The 21,880-nt window shown below is 43.2% G+C and carries 14 protein-coding genes; 8 read left to right on the top strand and 6 right to left on the bottom strand.

Annotated features, from left to right (window positions below; all coding sequences use genetic code 11):
* The first annotated feature begins 263 nt into the window (after positions 1-263).
* The 3 genes from ligA to AC21OG_RS02295 all read left to right on the top strand — a co-directional run bounded on the left by ligA (position 264) and on the right by AC21OG_RS02295 (position 4,839).
* On the top strand, positions 264-2,333 hold the full coding sequence (gene ligA, locus AC21OG_RS02305) for an NAD-dependent DNA ligase LigA (RefSeq protein WP_487377327.1): 2,070 nt from the start codon (positions 264-266) through the stop codon (positions 2,331-2,333).
* A 757-nt stretch (positions 2,334-3,090) separates the two neighbouring features.
* On the top strand, positions 3,091-4,371 hold the full coding sequence (locus tag AC21OG_RS02300) for an NAD(P)/FAD-dependent oxidoreductase (RefSeq protein ID WP_487377328.1): 1,281 nt from the start codon (positions 3,091-3,093) through the stop codon (positions 4,369-4,371).
* Between the two features lie 129 nt (positions 4,372-4,500).
* The gene (locus AC21OG_RS02295) at positions 4,501-4,839 is read left to right on the top strand and encodes a RidA family protein (RefSeq protein WP_487377330.1); all 339 of its coding nucleotides are present in this window, start codon (positions 4,501-4,503) and stop codon (positions 4,837-4,839) included.
* Between the two features lie 82 nt (positions 4,840-4,921).
* Here AC21OG_RS02295 and AC21OG_RS02290 read toward each other — a convergent pair whose 3' ends face one another.
* Positions 4,922-5,671 (bottom strand): hypothetical protein, encoded by a 750-nt coding sequence (locus tag AC21OG_RS02290; RefSeq protein WP_487377332.1) that lies wholly within the window; start codon positions 5,669-5,671, stop codon positions 4,922-4,924.
* 193 nt (positions 5,672-5,864) lie between these two features.
* Entirely contained in the window at positions 5,865-7,604 is a 1,740-nt protein-coding gene (locus AC21OG_RS02285; RefSeq protein ID WP_487377334.1) for a vWA domain-containing protein, read from the bottom strand.
* Between the two features lie 378 nt (positions 7,605-7,982).
* On the opposite strand from AC21OG_RS02285, the gene AC21OG_RS02280 reads away from it, so the two are divergent.
* Complete coding sequence (locus AC21OG_RS02280; protein ID WP_487377335.1) at positions 7,983-8,900, top strand: DUF808 domain-containing protein; 918 nt, start codon at positions 7,983-7,985, stop codon at positions 8,898-8,900.
* 317 nt (positions 8,901-9,217) lie between these two features.
* Here the strand turns inward: AC21OG_RS02280 and AC21OG_RS02275 are convergent, their stop codons facing one another.
* On the bottom strand, positions 9,218-13,504 hold the full coding sequence (locus AC21OG_RS02275) for an Rne/Rng family ribonuclease (protein WP_487377337.1): 4,287 nt from the start codon (positions 13,502-13,504) through the stop codon (positions 9,218-9,220).
* Positions 13,505-15,079: 1,575 nt separating this feature from the next.
* On the opposite strand from AC21OG_RS02275, the gene AC21OG_RS02270 reads away from it, so the two are divergent.
* From AC21OG_RS02270 to AC21OG_RS02255, 4 genes are all read left to right on the top strand, one after another.
* Positions 15,080-16,177: an RluA family pseudouridine synthase gene (locus AC21OG_RS02270; protein WP_487377338.1), complete on the top strand. Its 1,098-nt coding sequence runs from the start codon at positions 15,080-15,082 to the stop codon at positions 16,175-16,177.
* Positions 16,178-16,227: 50 nt separating this feature from the next.
* Positions 16,228-16,962: an HAD family hydrolase gene (locus tag AC21OG_RS02265; RefSeq protein WP_487377339.1), complete on the top strand. Its 735-nt coding sequence runs from the start codon at positions 16,228-16,230 to the stop codon at positions 16,960-16,962.
* 194 nt (positions 16,963-17,156) lie between these two features.
* Positions 17,157-18,143, top strand: a complete 987-nt coding sequence (gene ubiA / locus AC21OG_RS02260) for a 4-hydroxybenzoate octaprenyltransferase (protein ID WP_486545927.1) — start codon at positions 17,157-17,159, stop codon at positions 18,141-18,143.
* A gap of 415 nt (positions 18,144-18,558) precedes the next feature.
* A complete protein-coding gene (locus tag AC21OG_RS02255) occupies positions 18,559-19,089 on the top strand; it encodes a DUF4112 domain-containing protein (RefSeq protein WP_487377432.1) in 531 nt (176 codons plus the stop codon).
* A 97-nt stretch (positions 19,090-19,186) separates the two neighbouring features.
* Here AC21OG_RS02255 and AC21OG_RS02250 read toward each other — a convergent pair whose 3' ends face one another.
* The 3 genes from AC21OG_RS02250 to AC21OG_RS02240 all read right to left on the bottom strand — a co-directional run bounded on the left by AC21OG_RS02250 (position 19,187) and on the right by AC21OG_RS02240 (position 21,839).
* The gene (locus tag AC21OG_RS02250) at positions 19,187-19,978 is read right to left on the bottom strand and encodes a hypothetical protein (protein ID WP_487377342.1); all 792 of its coding nucleotides are present in this window, start codon (positions 19,976-19,978) and stop codon (positions 19,187-19,189) included.
* Positions 19,979-20,137: 159 nt separating this feature from the next.
* Entirely contained in the window at positions 20,138-20,578 is a 441-nt protein-coding gene (locus AC21OG_RS02245) for a secondary thiamine-phosphate synthase enzyme YjbQ (RefSeq protein ID WP_487377343.1), read from the bottom strand.
* Between the two features lie 61 nt (positions 20,579-20,639).
* Complete coding sequence (locus AC21OG_RS02240) at positions 20,640-21,839, bottom strand: hypothetical protein (protein WP_487377345.1); 1,200 nt, start codon at positions 21,837-21,839, stop codon at positions 20,640-20,642.
* Between the last annotated feature and the right edge of the window lie 41 nt (positions 21,840-21,880).

The raw sequence follows: 21,880 nt of genomic DNA, 5'->3' as shown, positions 1-21,880 counted from the left end.
TTAAATATAGTCAGCGAACGACTAACGGTAACAGCGTTAACCTCGTTAAGCTTACTCCCTTATTACTTATTACTTATTACTTATTACTTATTACTTGCTACTTGCACTCGGTTGCCTTGTAACCATTTTAGATTTCTTTGAGTATAAAGTATTGCCTGCCTCTGTTTTATTTCGACAGGGCATGACCAAAATTGGTATCATAATGTCATTTATTTATTTGGCCTAAATGGCAAATCAAGGGCATAAAACCTAAGGCAATGACCATGACACAGACTGCTACAAACTCAGATAATCATCATCAAATGAATAAAGAGACAAAACCCATTATCGATGAGATGCGCACCCTCATTAAACAAGTGCGACTGCATAATAATGCCTATTATGTCATGGATGAACCGGTTATCAGTGATAATGAATATGATCAATTGCGACTGCGTTTGATTGAGCTTGAGGAGCGTTACCCAGACTTAACCCAGCCTGATAGCCCAACGGCTAGTGTAGGAGATGCCCCGCTACCGTCATTTTCACAAGTTCAGCATGACATCCCTATGCTGTCATTGGGTAATGTGTTTAGTCAAGATGAGCTTGCAGAGTTCATGCGCCGTGTGAATGATCGGCTTAGCGAGGCTGAACAGAATCCCACCTATGAGATGGAGCTCAAGCTTGATGGTTTAGCCGTTTCTCTTAAATACCATAACGGTCATTTTGCGCGGGGCGTGACCCGTGGCGATGGACAAACGGGAGAGGACATTACCCAAAATGTCAAAACGATCAATAACATACCGCTAGTGCTAGAAGCAGCTTATGATATAGAGGTGCTCGAAGTACGTGGTGAAGTGCTGATGCCTAAAGCAGGGTTTGAGCGTCTTAACCGTGAAGCCAAAGCGGTAGACGGCAAGGTATTTGCCAACCCTCGAAATGCGGCTGCGGGTAGCTTGCGTCAGCTTGATCCTGCTGTCGCAGCCAGTCGTCCATTGGCCTTTTATGCCTATTCCGTCAATCAGGGGCTGCCTGACGGGATAGACACTCAGTCACAAGCGCTGGCATGGCTGAAAGATATTGGCTTTACCGTCAGTGCGGTTAAAGTGGTTAAAGGACTTGAAGAGGCGCAAGCGTATTATGAGTCGGTCATCGAGACCCGTGCAGAACTTCCCTTTGAAATCGACGGTACCGTTATCAAGGTTGACAACTTAGCATTGCAAAGTCAATTGGGTTATTTGTCACGTGAGCCGCGCTGGGCAACCGCTTACAAATTCCCCGCCGAAACCGTCATGACCACCCTCAACGCTATTGAATGGCAAGTCGGACGAACGGGTCAAATTACGCCAGTCGGTAAGCTTGAGCCTGTGCAAGTCGGCGGCGTGACCGTTAGCAATGTCACCTTGCATAATATCGGTGAGATTCAGCGCCTAGATGTGCGGGCAGGGGATACCGTCAGTGTACACCGGGCAGGCGATGTGATACCTAAAGTGACTAAAGTGTGGCATGAGTTTCGTCCTAAAGACACCCATCCCGTAGAGCTACCGAGTCATTGCCCCGTTTGTGATTCACCAGTTGAGTTACCAGAAGGTGAAGCCTTAGCACGATGTACAGGAGGGCTATTTTGTCCCGCTCAGCAGCAAGAGGCGCTTATTCACTTTGTCTCACGTAAGGCAATGGATATCGATGGACTGGGTGAGCGTTGGTTAATTAGCTTCTTTGATCAAGGGATCGTTAAGACAGTTGCCGATATTTATCAATTGCAAGCACATAAAGACGAGTTGATGACCTATGAGAAGCTCGGCGAGAAGTCAGTCAATAATATATTAAATGCCATCGAGGTCAGTAAAAGCACAACGCTATCTCGATTTATCTACGCGATAGGCATTCGCGGCGTCGGTGAAACAACTGCTCAAAACTTAGCACAGTATTTCGGGGATTTGCCTGCCCTGATGGAGGCCAGTATTGAGGCATTGGAAGCCGTACCAGATATCGGTCACATTACCGCTGAGCAAATTTTTAACTTTTTCCGAGCGGATCATAATGTCGAGGTTATTAATGCCTTAATAGCCGCAGGCGTGCACTGGGAAAAAGTAGAGCAAGTGGCTTCAGACAACTTACCTTTAGACGGTCAAACGTGGGTTATCACTGGTACTTTAGTCAACAGTGGCATGTCACGAGACGAGGCAAAAGCCAAACTACAAGCCTTAGGCGCCAAAGTATCTGGTAGCGTCTCTACAAAAACGTCTGCATTATTAGCCGGTGAAAAGGCAGGCTCAAAACTGACCAAAGCCGAAAGTCTTGGGGTAAGAGTGGTTGAAGAAGCGGAGTTTTTACAGTTGATTGGGGAGTAGAGTGTGAGGGTGTCAATTGACATTTTATAACTCTCTCAAAAGGGGGAGCTAATCTTGCTTTTTCGCTTATAGTTAGCAGGCTGTGGCGAACAGCACCTACACACAATCGTGTTCCTGTTACCTCGATACCACGCCTTTGTAAGGTGCTGTATGCGCCACAGCCTACTAAGCTACCGCTTCAATCAAGGCTAAACCGCTCTATTCTTTAGCGTTCGTGCAAAGTCAAAGCGTAACCGATTAAAGGCATACGCTTCATAGATTAGGGCGTGTGGAACATTCGCAAATTAGCACTGCTGATAGCTAAAATCGTTCCAGACTAGGCGCAAACTGACGCTAATGTCTAGACCTTGGCTAGGTTTGTAACAACGTCTGGGGCGATTTTAGTATCAGCCCGAAGGGGCGGGACTCTTTTTTGCCAATATATGGCGAAATTTTCTAACTTAGAATGACTAAGCGTCATAAATTTCACTGCATATTGACTAAAAAATAGTCTCCGCCAGTGCCATGGTCGAATGTTCCACACGCCCTAGTTTATTGTCATCACTTTCTACATTCGTTCTCAAAGACGTAAATCGCTAAGTAGACAGCTACTTATATGCAAAATGACGCTATCGATCTCAAAGGACTTTAATTCAATAAATTTAATACACCCGTCCGCTTAAAATAGCGTTATCATAAAGCATTAAATGCCTTAAAAGTTAATGGCAAACAGACCCTAAGGTGATGATTTGTTTCAATGAATAAAAAAGGATATTTTATGCAATATGACGTTATTGTGATTGGTTCAGGAATGGTAGGCACATCCATTGCATGGCATCTACAAAAAAATAATTCTGAAGTGTTACTGTTAGATAAAAAAGCACCCGGTGAAGAAACCTCCTATGGCAATGCGGGATTGATACAGCGAGAAGCGGTATTTCCGAAAGCGTTTCCAAGACAACTGGGTGAAATAGTTAGAGTACTGCCGAATAAAAGTACTGATATTCGATACCACTGGTCTGCTATTTTCAATTATCAAAGTGCATTGTATCGATACTGGACTAGCTCTGCGAAAAACAAACTGACTAAAATCGAAGACGAGTGGGCGACTTTGATTGCCCATTGTACCAATGAGCACGGCGTGATGATCGAAGCGTCAGGCGCCGGCGAGCTGGTACGCAAAGATGGTTTTTTTGAGTTATACCGCCACCAATATAAGTTGGATGAAGCGCTGATAAAGGCAAAGCGGGCGCAACAAAAAGGGGTTCAGTTTAAAGTCGTGAGCGTCGATGAGTTAAAACAAGCAGAGCCTAATGTTAACTTTTCTGACTTTATTGGTGGTATTCACTGGCAGAATACTTGGCAGATAAAGAACCCAAGTCGATTAGTGAAAACCTATGCCAAAAGCTTTGAGGCATTAAATGGTACGATCAAGCAGGCCACGGTAACCGATCTTAAACAAGCAGACGATGGAAGCTGGCAGGTCGACGTGGAAATTCAGACAGACTCAAGCTTAGAGACTCAAACCAAAACATTTCATAGTACGCATGTTGTTATCGCTGCAGGCCCTTGGTCGACGCAGTTTACCGCGCCTTTAGGCTATAAAATTCCGCTATTTCCAATGCGAGGTTATCACCAACATTTTAAAGTGAGTCCGGAAAACAGAATTGGACATAGCTTATATGACGCAGAAAAAGGCTTTATTATGGGGCCAATGGAACAAGGTATTCGTATTACCACTGGGGCGGAGATGACATTGATGAATGCGCCAAAGGATACCACTCAGCTTGAAGCGGTGCTTAAGGTCGCTAAGAAGGTCATACCCATTAAAGATGCGGTGGAATCTGAAGCATGGCACGGCTCTCGACCCTGTATTGCCGATATGAAGCCTGTTATCGGTCCTGCCACTCATCATAATAACTTATGGTTTGCCTTTGGTCATGCGCATCAAGGATTTACCCTAGGGCCTGCGACAGGACGGTTGATCGAAGAGATGATTCATAATAAACCGTTGTATATCGATCCAACACCGTTTAGTGTTGAACGCTTTGCTAAGTAGGCAAGGTTATTGAACATATCTTGAGACTCTGAATAAGATTCTAGCCAATTGAAAGAAGTGCTAGAAAATTATGGTAATACATTAATTATAAACGGCTTAACACACAAAACAATTAACAAGGAAAGATTCATGCAAAAGTTACATAGCAACCAACGTATGAGCAAGATTGTCATCCACAATGAGACGATTTATTTATGCGGACAAGTCGGCAATGCCGAAGATGATATTTCTGCTCAAACCTTGACCTGTCTTGAGAAGATTAAGGCATTATTAGAAGAGGTGGGTAGCGACAAGTCAAAAATGTTATCAGTAACCGTGTGGCTAAAGGACATGGCTGATTTTGACGCAATGAATGCGGTATGGGATGAGTGGTTTAGTGATGTGGCACCTCCGGCACGTGCTTGTGGCGAGTCAGCGTTAGCACGTCCTGAGCTACTGGTAGAAATGATCGTCATTGCTGCCGTTTAAAGCAGCATACTTAGAGATGATATAGTAGAAAGCAACAGGTTCTAAGTATGGAATTTTTTCTAGGTTAGGGATCATAATTTATCTATTTATGAGCACTTTTTGAGGATTGTTCAGACCCGTGTGTTACCTCAATAGGTAAGGTCAAACCCTTCGCAAACTCGTGAGAAATGACATAGTTATGAGTGCTGGGTGTGACATTAGGAGTGGTATACACCGTAAGCTTAGCGTCACTTTCAGAGTAAGTGTGCGATAGGTAGCTGTCACCTAATTGATCAATAATCTTTTCCAAAGGCTCGTTGCTGGCCATACCCACCGTCAAGCTGTACTGGGCTTGTTTGGGGGATATGTGTGAATACTCTGCTTGAGCTCTGACAGGCTCGCTGTCTAAGCCGAATGGATAGTTGAAGCTAGCAGGATCGATGGCTGTCTCCCCAGAGTCGACCGTGTTCCAGTCTATTGATAAGGGTTGGTTTCGAGTTGAAAACTGTTGCTCTACCGTTTTCTCTTCATTGTTCTCTATGTTCTCCATATTCTCAACGCTATCTGTATTGTCATGATTATTCATAGTGTCAATCCCCTCTGCGGATATGTTCTGATTTTCAGAGGCAGGGGGACGCTTATCATCGGCTTCTGGCGTGGCTTCTTTATTACATCCAGATAGTAAAACAGTGGTACTAAGCAAAGCCGTTAATATAACGGAGCTTAAGGTTGACGTTGAAAAGCTCGGTTTATGTGCTTGCAGAGGTGATTTAAATAAAGGTGAATTGAATAAAGGTGACTGGAATAAAGGTGAATTGAATAATGAAGGTATAACAAAAATCGGTTTAGGCATCGCTTAACTCTCATAAAATTTAGGATCGAATATGAGTTAACCTTGATATCGACAGTGGTTAACTCATGACGCTCAAACAATATACAGCCCCTAATATATCAAATAACCTTCATTTAGACTGCATTTAGGTTGAAATTTTAGGTTCTATTATCTATTAGGTTCTGTTACAACTACCCTTAACCTGCAGAGTTGGTTAATCGAGTATCTCTGCCAATTCAACTAATTTAATGAATTCAGCACGGCTACCCGTTGTGTCCATTTCACTATTCACCCCTGATTCTGCCAAACGGGAGACTTGCGCATAGGTTAGGCCATTCACATACTTGCTTTTTGAAAGCAATTGCCCGTATCCGGCTACTGCCATCGCAAAGTTGGTATCGGCAGAGGCTTGGCTAACATGATTGGCAATTGGGAAAGATAGTAATGTTGAGGTATTAGCATTTGGCGCTTTATATCGAATCTTTAAAAAGCCCAATTCGCTTTTATTGGACGTGCTAAGCGGCGCGGATTGTTGATAACGACTTGGCTCTAACAAGCCTTTTTCGCCTACTGGGGTAATCTCAAATAAAGCGATAACTGATTTTCCAGCACCAAGTTCGCCGGCATCAACCTGATCATTATTAAAGTCTTCTTTGGCCAATACGCGGTTTTCATAGCCAATTAAACGCCATTCAGACACAGTAGCAGGGTTAAATTCTAACTGAATCTTAACGTCTTTGGCGACCGTATTAAAGGTAGAGGACATCTCATCTATTAATACTTTCTTTGCTTCGGTTAGGCTGTCAATGTAGCTATAATTACCATTCCCATTGTCGGCAACCTGTTCCATCATATGATCATTATAGTTGCCCTGCCCAAATCCTAATGTAGATAATGAGATGCCTTTATCTCTATTGTCCCGAATAATATCCAGCATATCATCCACATCAGAAACCCCCACGTTAAAGTCGCCATCCGTCAGCATTAAAATACGGTTAATGCCCTCTTTCTTAAAACTCTCTTGCGCTTGCTGATAAGCCAGCTTAATAGCGGCCTCTCCATTGGTTGAGCCATTGGCATCTAAAGTATCAATGGCATTGAGTATTTTTTGAGTTTGGCTGCCAGAGGTAGCGGGCAGTGCCACTTGTGTATTACCTGCATAGGTGACCAGGGTAATGGTATCCTGAGGTCGTAGCTGTTGGGTTAGCATTTTTAGACTTGATTTGGCCAGCGGTAGCTTGTCAGCAGATGACATAGAGCCTGAAACATCGACCATAAATACGAGATTTGCAGGGGGTCGGAGTTGTCCATTTGCTACTGTGTCCTCAGCTTTAATACCCACTTTGACAATACGATTGGTCGGATGCCAAGGGGATTTGACTACCTCGCTACTCACTAAAAATGGCGCATTCGCTTGTTTTTTGGCATGGCTAAAATCATAGTTAAAATAATTAATCAGCTCCTCAACTCTTATGGCATCAGACGGTGGTAAGCTTCCATTATTCAGGAAACGGCGGACATTGGCATAGCTACCTGTATCGGTATCAATGCTCAAAGTAGCAAAGGCTTGCTCTTGTGTTGCATGAACGGCATTGCGCTCAATTTCCGCATAATTTTCGGTGTTGTCGCTATTCATTATTGCTGGCGCAGGCATAGGAACGTGATTCGGCGCCATTTTAGACACTGGTGCATTGTACTGGATGACCGGGCTAGGCGCTGCTTCTTCAGCGACCACTAATAATGGGGTGTTTTCAACCACTCCAGCAGCCTTAGTAGATTCTAATGTGGGCGATGCCGGTTCAGCAGTCATCACCTCATTTTGTTGCTGACTACAACCGCTTAAGATGGCGATAGACAATATGCTACTGACCAGTAATAGAGGTTGTGTGCGTGGTTTGTGAGTTTGTAGACAACTGAGACAGCTAAGACAACTAAGACGAGTAAGTGTTTTCATAAAAGGACCTTAAGGGGTGCGTAAAGTTAAACCTGTGAAGGTTGATGTTAAAAATCATATTAACAATACTATCAAATAAGGCTAATAAATAATAAGCTTTTAATGATTGTACTTAGTTTATAGTTTTTTTACGACTTACAGCGTGTTCATCCATACATTGCTAATATTTGTGTAACGTCACATAGTTCAATCATAAATGTAAACATAAATGTTAAATAGCGCCCTACTCTAACGTCAGGATATGACGTTCTAAGAAATAGCATCTTAACAATGAGCGGCTTACTTACAATCGTCATATGGTTTTCAAATGAATACGAGATAAACTAAGTCTAAATACGTAATAAATTTTAATAATCGTTATCTAACTAAGGAGATTTTATGGCAGCTGGTAGTCTATTAATGCTACTCGATGATATTAGCTTACTCATGGACGATGTATCGGTCATGACCAAAGTTGCCGCCAAAAAAACGGCAGGTGTGTTAGGGGATGATTTAGCACTAAACGCCGAGCAGGTGAGTGGGGTCAAACCCAGTCGTGAGCTTCCAGTAGTATGGGCGGTAGCGAAAGGCTCATTTTTGAATAAGCTCATATTAGTACCCGCTGCGCTGATCATTAGCTTCTTTGCGCCTTGGCTTATTACCCCCTTATTGATGATGGGTGGGCTTTTTCTATGTTATGAGGGGGCAGAAAAAGTCATTCATAAGTTTTGGCCAAAGCTGCTACCAGAAGACGAAGAGCATCAAGCGCGAGTGGCAGCAAATGTTGATGAGACAGTTGATTTAGTGGCGCTGGAAAAACAGAAAATAAAGGGCGCCATCCGAACAGATTTTATTCTATCTGCTGAAATTATAGTCATTAGCTTGGGAACGTTAAGTGCCGCAAGTTTATTAGATAAAAGTCTCGTGCTGACTATTATCGCGATCGGTGTGACAATTGGTATCTATGGCTTGGTAGCGGGTATTGTCAAAATTGATGATGTCGGCCTGCATCTTATTGAAAAGCCTGGTGTTAGCCGAGCCACTAGGAAATTTGGTGAGTTTTTGTTAGCAGCAGCGCCCAAACTCATGAAGTTCCTATCTATAGTTGGTACGATTGCGATGTTCTTAGTCGGTGGTGGGATTATCGTGCACGGTATTAGCCATCTGCATCATGCTGTCGAAGATCTTGCGCATTTAACCGGTATCTTTGAGGGTGTATCAACTACCTTGCTCAATGGGGTCATTGGATTTGCCGTTGGTTTGGTTGTGTTGGCATTAATCACAGTGTTTAATAAACTGCGTCATGCTGCGGATTAAACATGAAATGGTAAAAACCACTTTAAAATTCACTACTCATTGTATTTCACCCTAAAATAAAGTGTCCCGTTCTAAAGTAATTAAAAAAGGCCCTTGTAAATTTACAAGGGCCTTTTGTTTAAACAACTTTTATTAAACGCTATTAGTTATCTTTATTTGGTTCTATGACCATATCAGAATATCTAATACCTTATCTATAAAACAACCTATCTTTATCAGGCTCACTAAACTTAATATGTGGCATTTACACTGGCCTTCATCGATAGATTAATTTCTAGATTTAGTATAACAACTTTCGCCTAATTATCTCGCTCTAGCTAATCCTCATTGGTAGAGTGATTGTGATTATCTGAGCGGTCATTAGACTGAGTCGTCTTTTTTTGCTCGTCTTTCGGCTTACGACTACGTGCCTTCGGAACTTTTGGTGACGTCAGATTTAATAGACCTGTCTGAGGTAACAGTTGCTCAGAGATGGTCTCGATCATGCTCTTATAGGTCTCAATACTGGTTTTATTAGAAGCTTGAGCAGCCTGTTGTTCATGAGACTGATCACTTTCAGCATGAGACGCTTGAGCTTGATTCTCTTCTGGCTGCGCGTCACTGTCACCTCGACTTTCTGAATGTTCCTCTAGTTTTTGCTCACTGACTTCATCAGCATGAGGCTCACTCACTAACGCGGTCGCTGGCTGCTCTAGGCTTTGTTCGATAACCGCCTCTTCATCGTGCTGAGTCTGACGATCATCTACACCATTGTCAGATTGAACATTATTAGTGTTCTGAGACACAGGTGCAGGCTTATCGTAAGGTTGACGAAGGGCCTTTAAGAAAGCAGCTTCTGTTTGACCGCTACTAATCAAGTCCTTGCCTTCTTGTCCTAGTACTTGAGCCACAAAATCACCCACATTCAGCTTAAGCAAGCCCGCCATTGCTTCTGCGGCAGATTGAGAGGCGTTAGTAGCCTGCGTTTCAACCTGAGGTGTTTGGGCATCAGTAGATTCTGAGTCACCTGATTCAAGCTTGGTCTCTTGCTTCACTGCTTCTTGCTGAGCAGGAGGCGTATAGTCAGGATGCTGACCACGCGGATCATTTGCCGCACGAGCACCAATCGGCGTCGGCGCCACGTCAGTTTTACCTTGCTCGATGTTATGAGCGGCGACAGGGGAGGTCATTTGCGTAAAGCGTTCGAGATAGCTTGGCGACAGTGACTGATAGCCATAGTTCACAAAGCTAAATGAGCCAAATGAAGCTTTGTCTTCAGCGCTATCCTTAGCCTCAGCAGTATCGACTACTTTGGTCTTGGTCACTGGTTTGGCTTGGCTGCCCGAGGTTTCTTTATGCGCATTTAACGCCGCTAAGAAACAAGTTATGACGCCGTCTTTAGCAAGTCGCATACGTGGCTGAGCCAGATGGGTATGAATAAACTGACCCACTGTACCACTAATTGCAGTGGTGACAGGCTTAGTAGTAACCGGCCCAGTAGCAGTAGCTACCGACTCAGCACGCTGACTACGCTCACTGAGCTTGTTTTGCATAGCCGCTTTGATGAGGCGAGGATCATTAGCCGCTTGTCCGTACTTTTTGGCTGCCACATAACGATCTGCAAATAGAGTCTCTGTATCGAAACTCATGGTGGCAACCTCACCCTCTGAGACACCGTCTACTGAACTCTGAGAGATCTCTTCAGATTTTTGATTAGGCGTCTCTTTGCTATCTTGAACGTCATGAGTGCCATCACGGCCTTTAGTCGTCTCCGCCCTTGATGTCACCGGCTGACTATCCACTGGCTTATTATCCTTAGTGAATGACTGATCAGCTGTCTTACTAGGGTCTGGTTCTGATTTAGCTGATACAGAATCGTTAGAATCTACTTTTGATTCAGATGATTCACGGTTAACAGACGCATGATTATCAGTATCAAGCTTAATAGTGTGCGATTGCTGATCTTTACGATCCGACTCACTATTAACCGGTTGTTGAGTCTTATCATTACCATGCTCAGCAACCTCTTTAGCGGGCTTACCAGACTCTTTAGTAGTATCTGAGGCTGATTGAGCTGACTGATCCGCTTTTGTATCTGGTTTTGGACTGTCATTGTTAGTATGTAAATTATCATCTAACGAGATATGAACCACTTCTGGCTCTTTGAGTGTCACTTCCGCTTCAGTCACCTTTAAGCTAACTTCATTCGGATCGACATTGCGTTCATGTTGTGAACGGTTATTGGACTTGTCAGATGACTTATTAGTATTGTCATGTTTTGAATGACTGTCAGAACGGTTTGAACCATTAGCAGATTTATCTTGAGACTGCTTATTTTGATCGTGCTTGTTCTGATCCTGCTTTGAAACAGGTTGTTTGCTATCACTGCGCTCTATTGGGCCACGTGACTCACGTTTGCTATTAGGCTCGCGCTTTGGCAAGTCAGCTGAGCCATTATTAGCGCCATGAGTAGACGAGTTGCTGTCCACGTTGTTTCTCTGGTGTGACGTCGCACTTGAGGATGCATTATTGTCATCAGATTTATCGTCTTTATCTTGATAGCGGCGACGATTATCAGGTTTGCTACGCTCGTTACGTTTGTCGTTTTTACTGCGGCCTCTGTTATTGCGTGATCGACGACGTTCTTTGTCTCTTTGACTATCAGAGCTGTCATTGCGACTGTCTTCTTCACGGGTACCACCAGTCTCTGAGTCACTCGCTACCTTAGCTTGTGGTGCAGCAGCAGCGACATGACCAAATGCCCCACGGCTTTGAGCGCCAGTATTTACAATAGCTTCGATAGCCTGAGCGGCCTCGGCACTGCTTACCGTCGCTGACATTTGTGCTTCAGGCGTTGGGGCGAATAGATTAGATAGCCAAGCAACCGCAGCAGGTTTGGACTGTGTCACTTGTGCTTGATTAGGCGGCGCAGCGGTAACGCTTGCAGGGGGTAGCGTTGGGTTGGCAACAGCGCCCGTATTATCGATAGACTTTTGATCAGAGGTAGACTTATTTTTCGAAGTAGACTCTTGTTGACGCGGCTGACGGGTAGGCTGTTGTTCTGGACGTTCAGACTCCGCTGTTTGCCAATCAACATCATAACCTAGGCCACTGGTTTCTTGTAGCTGAGTATCAGTCACCCGCTCGTAGCTGGCAGGCGCAAACCCTTGATGGTTAAAATGAAGGTTGAAATTAGGCGACTCTAAATGGGCATGCGGTAAAATAGTGATGCGAGTACCACTATCTTGCTCCAAATATACAATGCTTTCGCGTTTTTCATTAAGCAAGAAGGCAGCGACATCAGTAGGTACTTCGGCCTGTACCTCACCATGACGCTCTTTTAGGGCAGTCTGCTCAATTTGACGCATAATGGACAATGACAAAGAGCGTAGGTCACGAATCATACCGTTACCATGACAGCGGGGGCAAATATAGCCTGTCGACTCTTCAAGCGATGGACGCAGACGCTGACGACTCATCTCCATAAGGCCAAAGCGTGAAATCTCACCAAACTGGACGCGTGCGCGGTCATATTTAGTGGCTTCAACTAAGCGTTTTTCCACCTCTTTTTGGTGTTTGTTATCGTTCATATCAATGAAGTCGATAACGATCAACCCACCCATATCACGTAGGCGCAATTGACGGGCAATCTCATCTGCTGCTTCAAGATTAGTATTGTAGGCAGTTTCTGCAACATCAGCACCTTTGGTCGATTTGGCTGAGTTGATATCAATTGATACTAAGGCTTCAGTTTGATCGATCACAATGGAGCCACCTGAGGGCAGGCGTACTTCGCGTTGATACGCGGTTTCGATTTGACGCTCGACATTAAAGCTTGAAAACATCGGCTCAAAGTCGGTGTATTTACGTAGCTTATCAATTTGAGTCGGCATAACCGCTTTTATAAAGGTTTCGGCCTCAATAAAGGCTTCTTCATTGTCTATCCAAATTTCAGAGATGTCATCACGCAGGTAGTCACGCACCGCACGCGTGACAACGCCCGCTTCTTGGTGGACTAAGCGTGGTGAGGCGTATTTTTTGTTTTGATCTTGGATGGCATTCCAAATATTGAGCAAATGATTAAGATCATGTTGCAGATCATCTTGCGTTTTTCCGATACCCGCAGTACGCACAATGACACTCATGCCTTTCGGTAAGTTAAGCTCACCTAGCATGCGCTTCATGTCTTCACGTAATTTACCTGAGATTTGACGAGAAATGCCGCCCCCTTTAGGGTTGTTTGGCATCAATACTAAATAGCGGCCTGCTAAAGAGACATAAGTTGACAGCGCAGCGCCTTTATTACCCCGCTCTTCTTTTTCAACTTGGACGATGAGCTCGTCACCTTCTTTAATCAGTTTGCGAATATTTTCTTCACGAGGATTGCCAGATAGGTATTCACTGGCGATTTCACGAATGGGTAGAAAGCCTTGACGTTTTGAGCCATATTCTACAAATACCGCTTCTAACGAAGGTTCGACACGGGTGACATGACCTTTATAAATATTGGCTTTTTTCTGTTCGCGGGTGCGGTTTTCAAGATCGAAGTCATAAAGATGGTTGCCTTTACAAAGTGCAACACGAACTTCTTCGTTGTGAGTAGCGTTAATAAGTATGCGTTTCATTGCTGTGTCCTAGTTTAGGTCATGACACACAATGGCTATTACAGGGGGAGTAAAGCTTGGCAAGACAGAGCGCTGATATATTTGTGCTCTGGGAAATGACTGCTTTTACCGATAAAACGGTGACTAGACAGACATTTCATAATTAAGAGACTGAAGGTAAAACGGTTAAAACTAAACATTAAAAGCGTATGAGTATCATACTATAACTGATTGCTTTTAGACTATGGGCAGGGTAGTGCAGTATCTGCATTTGCCTGTTGAAATTAAGTTTGCAACTTTTGGTGATATGCTTTTGGTATTAGGCTAAGGCTGTAGGTCCTTAGATTATTCCAAAATGACTCCTATCACATTTTAAACATATGTCATGAGTATTTTGTGTTAGTTTCCAGCCACTTTTTAAGTCACTGTCGCTGTTACGTGAATGCTTACGTTATATAAATGTTTAAGGTTGCCAGTTTATAGTCATGTTAGCCAGTATTTTTATCGCTATGTAGTATTTTTTTAGGGTTAATTATTACTAATAATAAAGTCATTATCGATAGTTTGATAGATAGTTAGGTAAGTTGTAAGGTCACCCTTCTATGCTTATGGTCTTATACAATCGTTAGCGAATGATGATAATCAGTTGCATAACGTCTGTGATCCATTGAAAGACTCTTTTATATCAATAATATTATCCGCAAAACTAATAACGCTAATAGTATCTGGGTAAATGAGGTAAACTTAATTTTAAAGGTTAAAGTTTTATCTCGTTTTAAATTGTGGACTAAGTAGGCGGGGCGTACTTGGCAAATAACAGCTTATTTTATGATGACAAAACGCAATTTATAATGTGTTTTATTAAGGTTATTTGACCGCCTCATTAGTACCGTGTCGTCTCTTATTATCATGCTTATTCGCAGTTGATGTTAAGCGGTAGCCTAGGCTTGATGTCTAACGCAAGTTGTAAGGTTGCTGGTAGAGTCAATAAGTCTAGAAGCGACGTTGTAAGATCAACTGGGCTTTTTAATAGTGGGGATCACTGACCCCCTTCTATTGTTATCCTAAGACAGTAAAGCATTGTGCACATGTTAAAGTTAAATGGGGGTTGGGGCGCCAAGGTGTTAAAACAAAGAGGCAAATTTAATAGCGTTTGGCTACTAAAACCGCAAACCCAAAATTTAGTTGTTTAAAAAATTATGTTGTGGGCTGACTTTAATAGTGTTGTTATTATTAGTGTCCCTACTATTAGTGTAACTATTATTAGCGTAACTCTTATTAGCGTTTCTAGGAGTAAACTTAAAAACGATAGATGTCTGTGTAAATAGACGGCTCTAAGTGACTAAATAGTGACTAAATTTAGGTAATTAATAATGCTATGGGTATTGTTATCAGCGTATGCAACAACTGAGCTTTCACTCGCATTGTTAAATTTAAAAATTAACATAACGGGTAAAATATTGACAAACACCACAAATAGTAGGTTTGGCAAGATTAATAGTGTTAAGTTGATTTTATAAAAGGTATAACAATACACGAGACATAAAGTCAACGTGTTAGACTATACCAAATCTTTTGCCAAACGCCTAACAAAATATGTCAAAAAATCACCATAACCCTAAGAATGATGTAGAGAAAATGAGTAATAGAGACGAGAAGATAGAGCAAGACCTTGAGGGTCTAATGAGCAGTGTGGGTGCTGAACCCACCCAAGTAAGACGCCATTCTACCAAAGCCCGACCCCAAAGTGCGGATGAGGATATTAAAGACTTCTCGCAAGTCAATCACCTTGAGGTGACGCGCAATCAACATGGTCAGCGTGTCGATAACTTTTTATTAGCCCGACTCAAGGGTATGCCGCGAGCCCATATTTACAAAATGATTCGCTCTGATGAAGTGCGCATTAATAACAAACGCTGTAAGCCTTATGACAATCTTGAGCGTGGAGATGTGGTTCGTATTGCCCCTGTGCGCTTGGCGACTCGTGAAAAGCCCGTCATTAGTGACAGCTTTGCTAATAGCTTACTGGAGCGGGTCATCTATGAAGATGATGGGCTCATCGTCCTAAATAAACCCTCAGGCATGGCGGTTCATGGTGGTAGTGGTATCGACTTTGGGGTGATTGAGGCCATGCGCGACGTCACTAATAAAAAATATCTTGAGCTGGTGCACCGTATTGACCGAGATACCTCAGGTCTACTAATGATTTCCAAAAAGCGCTCTGCTTTAAAAGTATTGCAAGAGCATTTGCGTGAAAAAACCATCCAAAAGCATTATCTTTGTCTTGTAAAAGGACAACCTGCTTTAAATGATATTAAAATTGATGTGCCATTACTGCGCTATACCTTAGCCAGTGGAGAGCGACGAGTCAGAGTCGATAAAAGTAGTCAAGACGCTAAGCCAAGCCAAACGCTCTGCCATGTATTAGCAAGGTTTGATATTAACGGTGAGCCGGTCAGTCTCATTGAGGCGATGCCATTAACCGGTCGTACTCATCAAATCCGTGTGCATCTCGCTTATTTAGGTCATCCGCTACTGGGTGATGATAAGTATAATCCGCAAGATCAATCTGGGGTGCGCCGTTTATGTTTGCATGCTTGGAAGCTCGATATTCCTGAGTATGAGACCCTTATTGCACCTCTGCCAGATGACATGCAGGACCTTATTCCCAGTGATGTACATTTAGACAGTTAAGCTAACAAACCTTAGCATTACCTAAGTAATTTAAATTAGAAATGAGTAATATGACTTCTCAAGCAAAACTCAATACCATTAAAAACAGTAATAAAAAACACTCTGCGCATCCATTAAGCACCAAGTCCTTAATTATTTTCGATTGGGATGGGACGCTAATGGATTCAATCGGTCTCATTATAAAAGCCATGCACGTCGCTGGCGAGGCGCATGGCTTTAAAACCACAGATGAGGCGGTAAAATCTATCATCGGACTAAGTCTTATCCGAGGCATACAAATGTTGTACCCGCAGGCTACAGATGAGCAGCACGCTGCGATTCAGCAAAGCTATGCCGACTTTTATATTAAGGCGAGTACGGAGCCAAACCAGCCACATTCGCAGTTTTTTGAGGGTATAGAAGATATGCTCCAGCTGTTGCAGTCTCAGGGTAAAAAGCTGGCAGTGGCAACGGGGAAAAAACGCGCGGGCTTAGACAGAGTGATGGATTATGCCAATAGCCGTCATTATTTTGTCACTAGCCGCTGTGCAGATGAATCTGGCTCAAAGCCCAATCCGCAAATGCTACTCGATATCCTAAAGGAAACCGGTCAAGATATTGACGATGCCGTGTTTATTGGCGACAGTATTCATGACATTCAGATGGCGAATGCTATAGGTATGACGTCTATCGCTGTCAATTATGGCGCGGCAGCAGGCAGTGTATTGGCCGATGAGAATCCCACTTATCAAGTTGAAACGCCACAGCAGTTGATTGAATTATTAACGACAAACTATAGCGCCTAGATCTTATTCCTAGAGTACTGTTTTTTAGGAATTAACTAATTGGGGTACAATAGGGCGTAGTCATTCAGTTATTAATTCGGCTACTTAACTGGATTTTTAATTCGGCTACTTGCCTTATGTTTTTAACTAAGTTTTTAATTCAGTTGCTTAAGCAATACAGCTACTTATTCATGGACTAACCCTGTTGGCGCACTATGACTCAAACTCAATCAACCTTCCAAAATAAGCTACAAGCCTATATTCATCTAACTCGCTTTGATAAGCCCGTTGGTATTGAGCTGTTGCTTTGGCCAACCTTATGGGCAGTGTTTTTAGCCTCTTTTGGGGCAGGGCAGTCTTTAACAAATGACGTGTCAAATAACATGGCAACCGACATGGCAAATGATATGGCACAGGCCTCACTTGCACTGCTACCAACATGGTCTTTGCTAGTTATCTTTGCGCTAGGTGCTATTTTGATGCGTGCAGCAGGGTGTGCTATTAATGACTTTGCCGATAGAAAGGTGGATGGTTCGGTCGCTCGCACCAAAGGGCGACCATTGGCAGATGGACGATTGTCAGGTGTTGAAGCTGTCGCTGCCTTCTTAGTCTTGTCATTGATTAGTGCCAGTTTATTGTTCTGGTTACCATTAAAGGTATTTTACTGGTCTTTGGGCGCCGTCGCATTGGCCTTTATTTACCCTTTTATGAAGCGCTTTACCCATCTGCCGCAAGTGTTTTTAGCAGCGGCGTTTGGTTGGGCGATACCGATGGCGTATGTGGCGGTACAAGGCGCGCCTGATCGATGGTGTTGGTTGTTATTTGCGGCCTATATGTGCTGGACTATTGCCTATGATACCCAATATGCGATGGCGGATCGCGATGATGACCTTAAGATCGGGGTGAAGTCGACTGCGATTTTGTTCGGACGTTTTGATGTGCTTATTATTTCACTATTGCAGACGGCCTTTTTGTTACTGATGGGCGTGGTGCTGTATCATTACTTCGCTCAGACGATATTAGGTCTTATCCCTGTCTATGCGTTAGGGCTAATAGCCATTCTGTTTGCTCAGCAGAATAAAGCCTGTGCGACTCGTGAGCCTATGTTATGTTTCAAAGCGTTTTTAGCCAATGTCTGGGTAGGTCGTTATTTATTTGTGGTTATTGCTTTAAGCTGTATTTGGGTCGCTTTAAAAGGTTAATAGTTTTTATATAAGATTACCTTTTTCATAAAATCACCTATCCTTTTCAGGCTTGGTAAAGTTCATTTAACCTACTATTTATAGCGTTTGATTTGTTGTGTTTAGACTTGCCTTCCTCGATAGGCTAGTTCTAGATTTGGACTAACTCAGCCTTCTACAAGACGCAAGTGTTCATAGCATTAAGTGCACGACTCTATACTGCATGTAAACCACATTGTATTTAATCTATTCTATATCCAATTAACCAAACCGACTTACTCACTTAAGAAGCTATATTCTCATAAGAAACCATATTCACATAAGAAACCATATGCCAAAACGTTCTGATCTAACGGTTAATGCTAACCCCAATAATGATATTCAGATCACTGAAAATCTACGTCGACAAGGCTTAAGCAAACAGCAAGTGATCGAAATGGAGCGCCGTTTGGCAAAGTTTGCCAATACGATGGATTCGCTCGTGCGTATTCCTTTTACCAAGCAAGGGGTGGGGGCAGATGCGGCATTATCTACAGTACCCGTCGCAGGAGATATTGCCGGATTGGTATTGACCGGTTACGCGTTTATGTTGGGTCTGAAGATGGGAGTGCCTGCTCGCAAGTTGACTCCTGCCGTTAGACTAGCGCTAATAGACTTGGTTGTGGGCGTGGTTCCTGCTGCGGGCACTCTAATGGATATCTTTATCCGTCCTAGCCGCCGCACGCTTGAGATCGTACGAGAGCATATCAGTACGGAATATGGCATTGAAGAAACGGCTCATATTGACCGTCCATTCTTGCACGAAGCCCTACAAAAAAAGCAGCAACGTTCCAAGTTTTGGCGAAACCCAATTGTTGCGTGGATTTATCTGCATATTCCCGATATATTGGGATTGATATTTTTAATATTAGTTGCCGTGGCTGTTTGGACTATTATTAGCTGGCTGGTGGGATTATTTAATACATAAAGCGTTTAGGGCATGGCTTTATAGTTTAAAGCACACATAAAAGGGTCTGTTCAACAGACCCTTTTTCTATTTATCAGAATTAACGATTTGGCTTTACTTATTTCTTAGGTTTGATGACTTCGGCATCGGCACTGACCGCTGTCATGTTAATCGACTGACCTTCAAAAATAAAATCGATTTTCTTGCCGCCTGCATGCGTCACCAGTTCGACACTACCATCTGCTGAGCTGTATGTAGGATTGTTACCTTGTCCTGGCGGCGCGACGAGTAATAGACTCTTGCCTGAAGGCATTCTTAAGTTCGCTTGTAATACTGACGCTGCCGACGTTTGAAAGGTGACATGGATACTGCGTCCCGCTTCGTCTTTATATTCAACTTCAGTCACTTGGGTTTCACTGCGGGGTGCGGTAGGTTTCTTGCTATTCGGGCTAGAAGTATTCGACTGATAGGGCTGAGACGGGGCAACTGCACTGTTATTCGATTGAGCTTCAATCTCTGATGGGTCTGTTAGTTGATAGACTGATCCATTAGCTGCTGAATTGCCAGTTGAACTTTCGGTGATCGTCTCAATCGGCGGTAATGGTTCAAGGCCTTGGTAATCTGTTGGCTCATTAGCTTGTGGTGATGTCAGCTGACTGTCAACAGATTCTGAATTGTCAACGATAGCGCCATCGCTTGTATCTGTCATCGTATTGATTGAGTTGGTAGTAGCCTCAGCTTGTGAAGACGTTTCAACTTCTGGCGTCTCGCTGTCTTTAGATTTTTGACAGGCTGTAATACTAAGCGCTATCGATGCAAATAAAACTGCGCAAACAACGATATTAGATTTAGACTTCGATAGGCTCTTGGATTTAAACGACACAAGATTTGTTCGGTGGTTGTTTAACATAAAGTTCTCATTTTCAATTATATTTAGGTTTAATTTAAAATCTGATTAACGTCCAATATTTGATTGAGTGACGATTTAATTTTTATTGATTTTTTGCAAGACTTTAACTGACTTGCTGCTTTTTAGAAGGCTTGAAAGCGCACTGTTAATGGAATCTTGCTAAGTATGGACGGTGATCACTAAATTGCGACGACCCGCATGATTGCGATGTTCACATAAGTAGACCCCTTGCCACATACCTAGGCCCAGTTTACCGTCGACTAGTGGGATATTTAAACTCACCCCAAGTAGCATGCTCTTAAAGTGAGCAGGCAAGTCATCATCACCTTCTAACGTATGGCGATAGTCAGGCTGATTTTCCGGTGCAATCTTGTTAAGCCAATCCTCAGTGTCTAAACGCACATCAGGATCCGCATTTTCATTTATAGTCAGACTCGCTGAGGTATGTTGCAAAAATAAATGCACCATGCCGATATTATCATTGCCTTGAGTACCCTCACGAGACAATAAGTCTGATATAGCTTCATTAATAAGTGGTGTAATAATATGTACGCCTCGAGAATGGGCGGGTAATACCAACGTTGTCTGATAATAAGCCATGCTAGATCCTAATATAAACCATACTCAATCATGTAACGACACTCTATATTTAAACGACACTCTATAACTTAAAAAACCCACTGTCCAATAAATACTGCGCCTGAGAGTGTTTGCTCTTCAGGGTATTTTGTAAGCTTTTTAGATCTGCGGCAGGGCTGCCCGTTTGATATTGTTGGTCGGCGACTTTTTCTAGACGCTTTAAACAGTCCTCTAACAGCTGCTGAATACGTGCAATTTTTTGGGTAATGAGGGTGTGCTCCGTGTCTGAAAGTTGATTTTTCTCATTTTCAGAGCCATTCTCGGTATGTTTTATATGATCAGCGACTGTTTGACGCAGCAAGTCTGGTATAGCCGATGCGATAATCCTATCAAAGGCAGGTAACGCTTGATCATTTGCAAGGAGTGCCTCGTTATAGATAAGGGTTTGCTCAGCAGTGTGGGTAAGCGTGCCCAGTTGGGTCAATAGATCATCGCCCAACAAAGGCGCATATTGGGTTAAAGCCAGATCATTTGGTGCAAGATTATCACAGTCTGCCAAATAATCTCGTCCCCGCTCAATCAACACCTTAGAGGTGGGTCGTTCAAGCAACTCTAAAGCGTCTTGCTCAGGAGCTTTGAGTCCTTGTAAGCTAGTATTTGACACCTCTGACTGATGGAACTCACCATACACAGATTGTAAATAACTGCGATTGGCTAAGATATTACTCGCCACTTGCTCTTGTCCATCGTCTTGCACGCGCTGCATAAACTCAAGCATTGAGGTGAGCTGACCATAGGTTAAGTCTTGACTGGTTAAGTTGTTTTGCGGGTCAATGATGCTGGTTTCAGCATAGTCTTTATCGAGGGCTAAGTAGTCTTCAAGTATCTCGGTCAAACGTGTCCCTGCGAGCTTGTCAACAACAAAGCGCTGATCTGGGGCCAGTTTAACAGTATTTAGGGTCTGATATTGAGCATGAATCTTTGCAAGCAGTTGGCGGAAGCTGATCGGCAAGCTTGGGTGGTTGCGATAGTGAGAAATAGTATTGGCAATCTGTAATTGTTCAGCGGTTGCTCGTCCTGAGCCATCTGAGCCATCTGAGCCATCTGAGCCATCTGAGCCGCCTGAGGGATTTGAAGTACCTCGGTTTGAGGCATTTCCAATATACTTTTGATCCCGATTTTTGTTAGCCAACAGCTTTTGCTTTGACTTGCCCTTAACCACGAATACCGTCGGCACGATGACAATTAAGCTGATAATCAGTAGCAGTATGGGATAGGACATAGTAGGGGTAACTTATATTTAGTGGGAAACAAAGAAGTTTT

The organism is Psychrobacter sp. CX5 (assembly GCF_057621535.2).
This window is presented reverse-complemented; position numbering and strand designations above follow the sequence as displayed.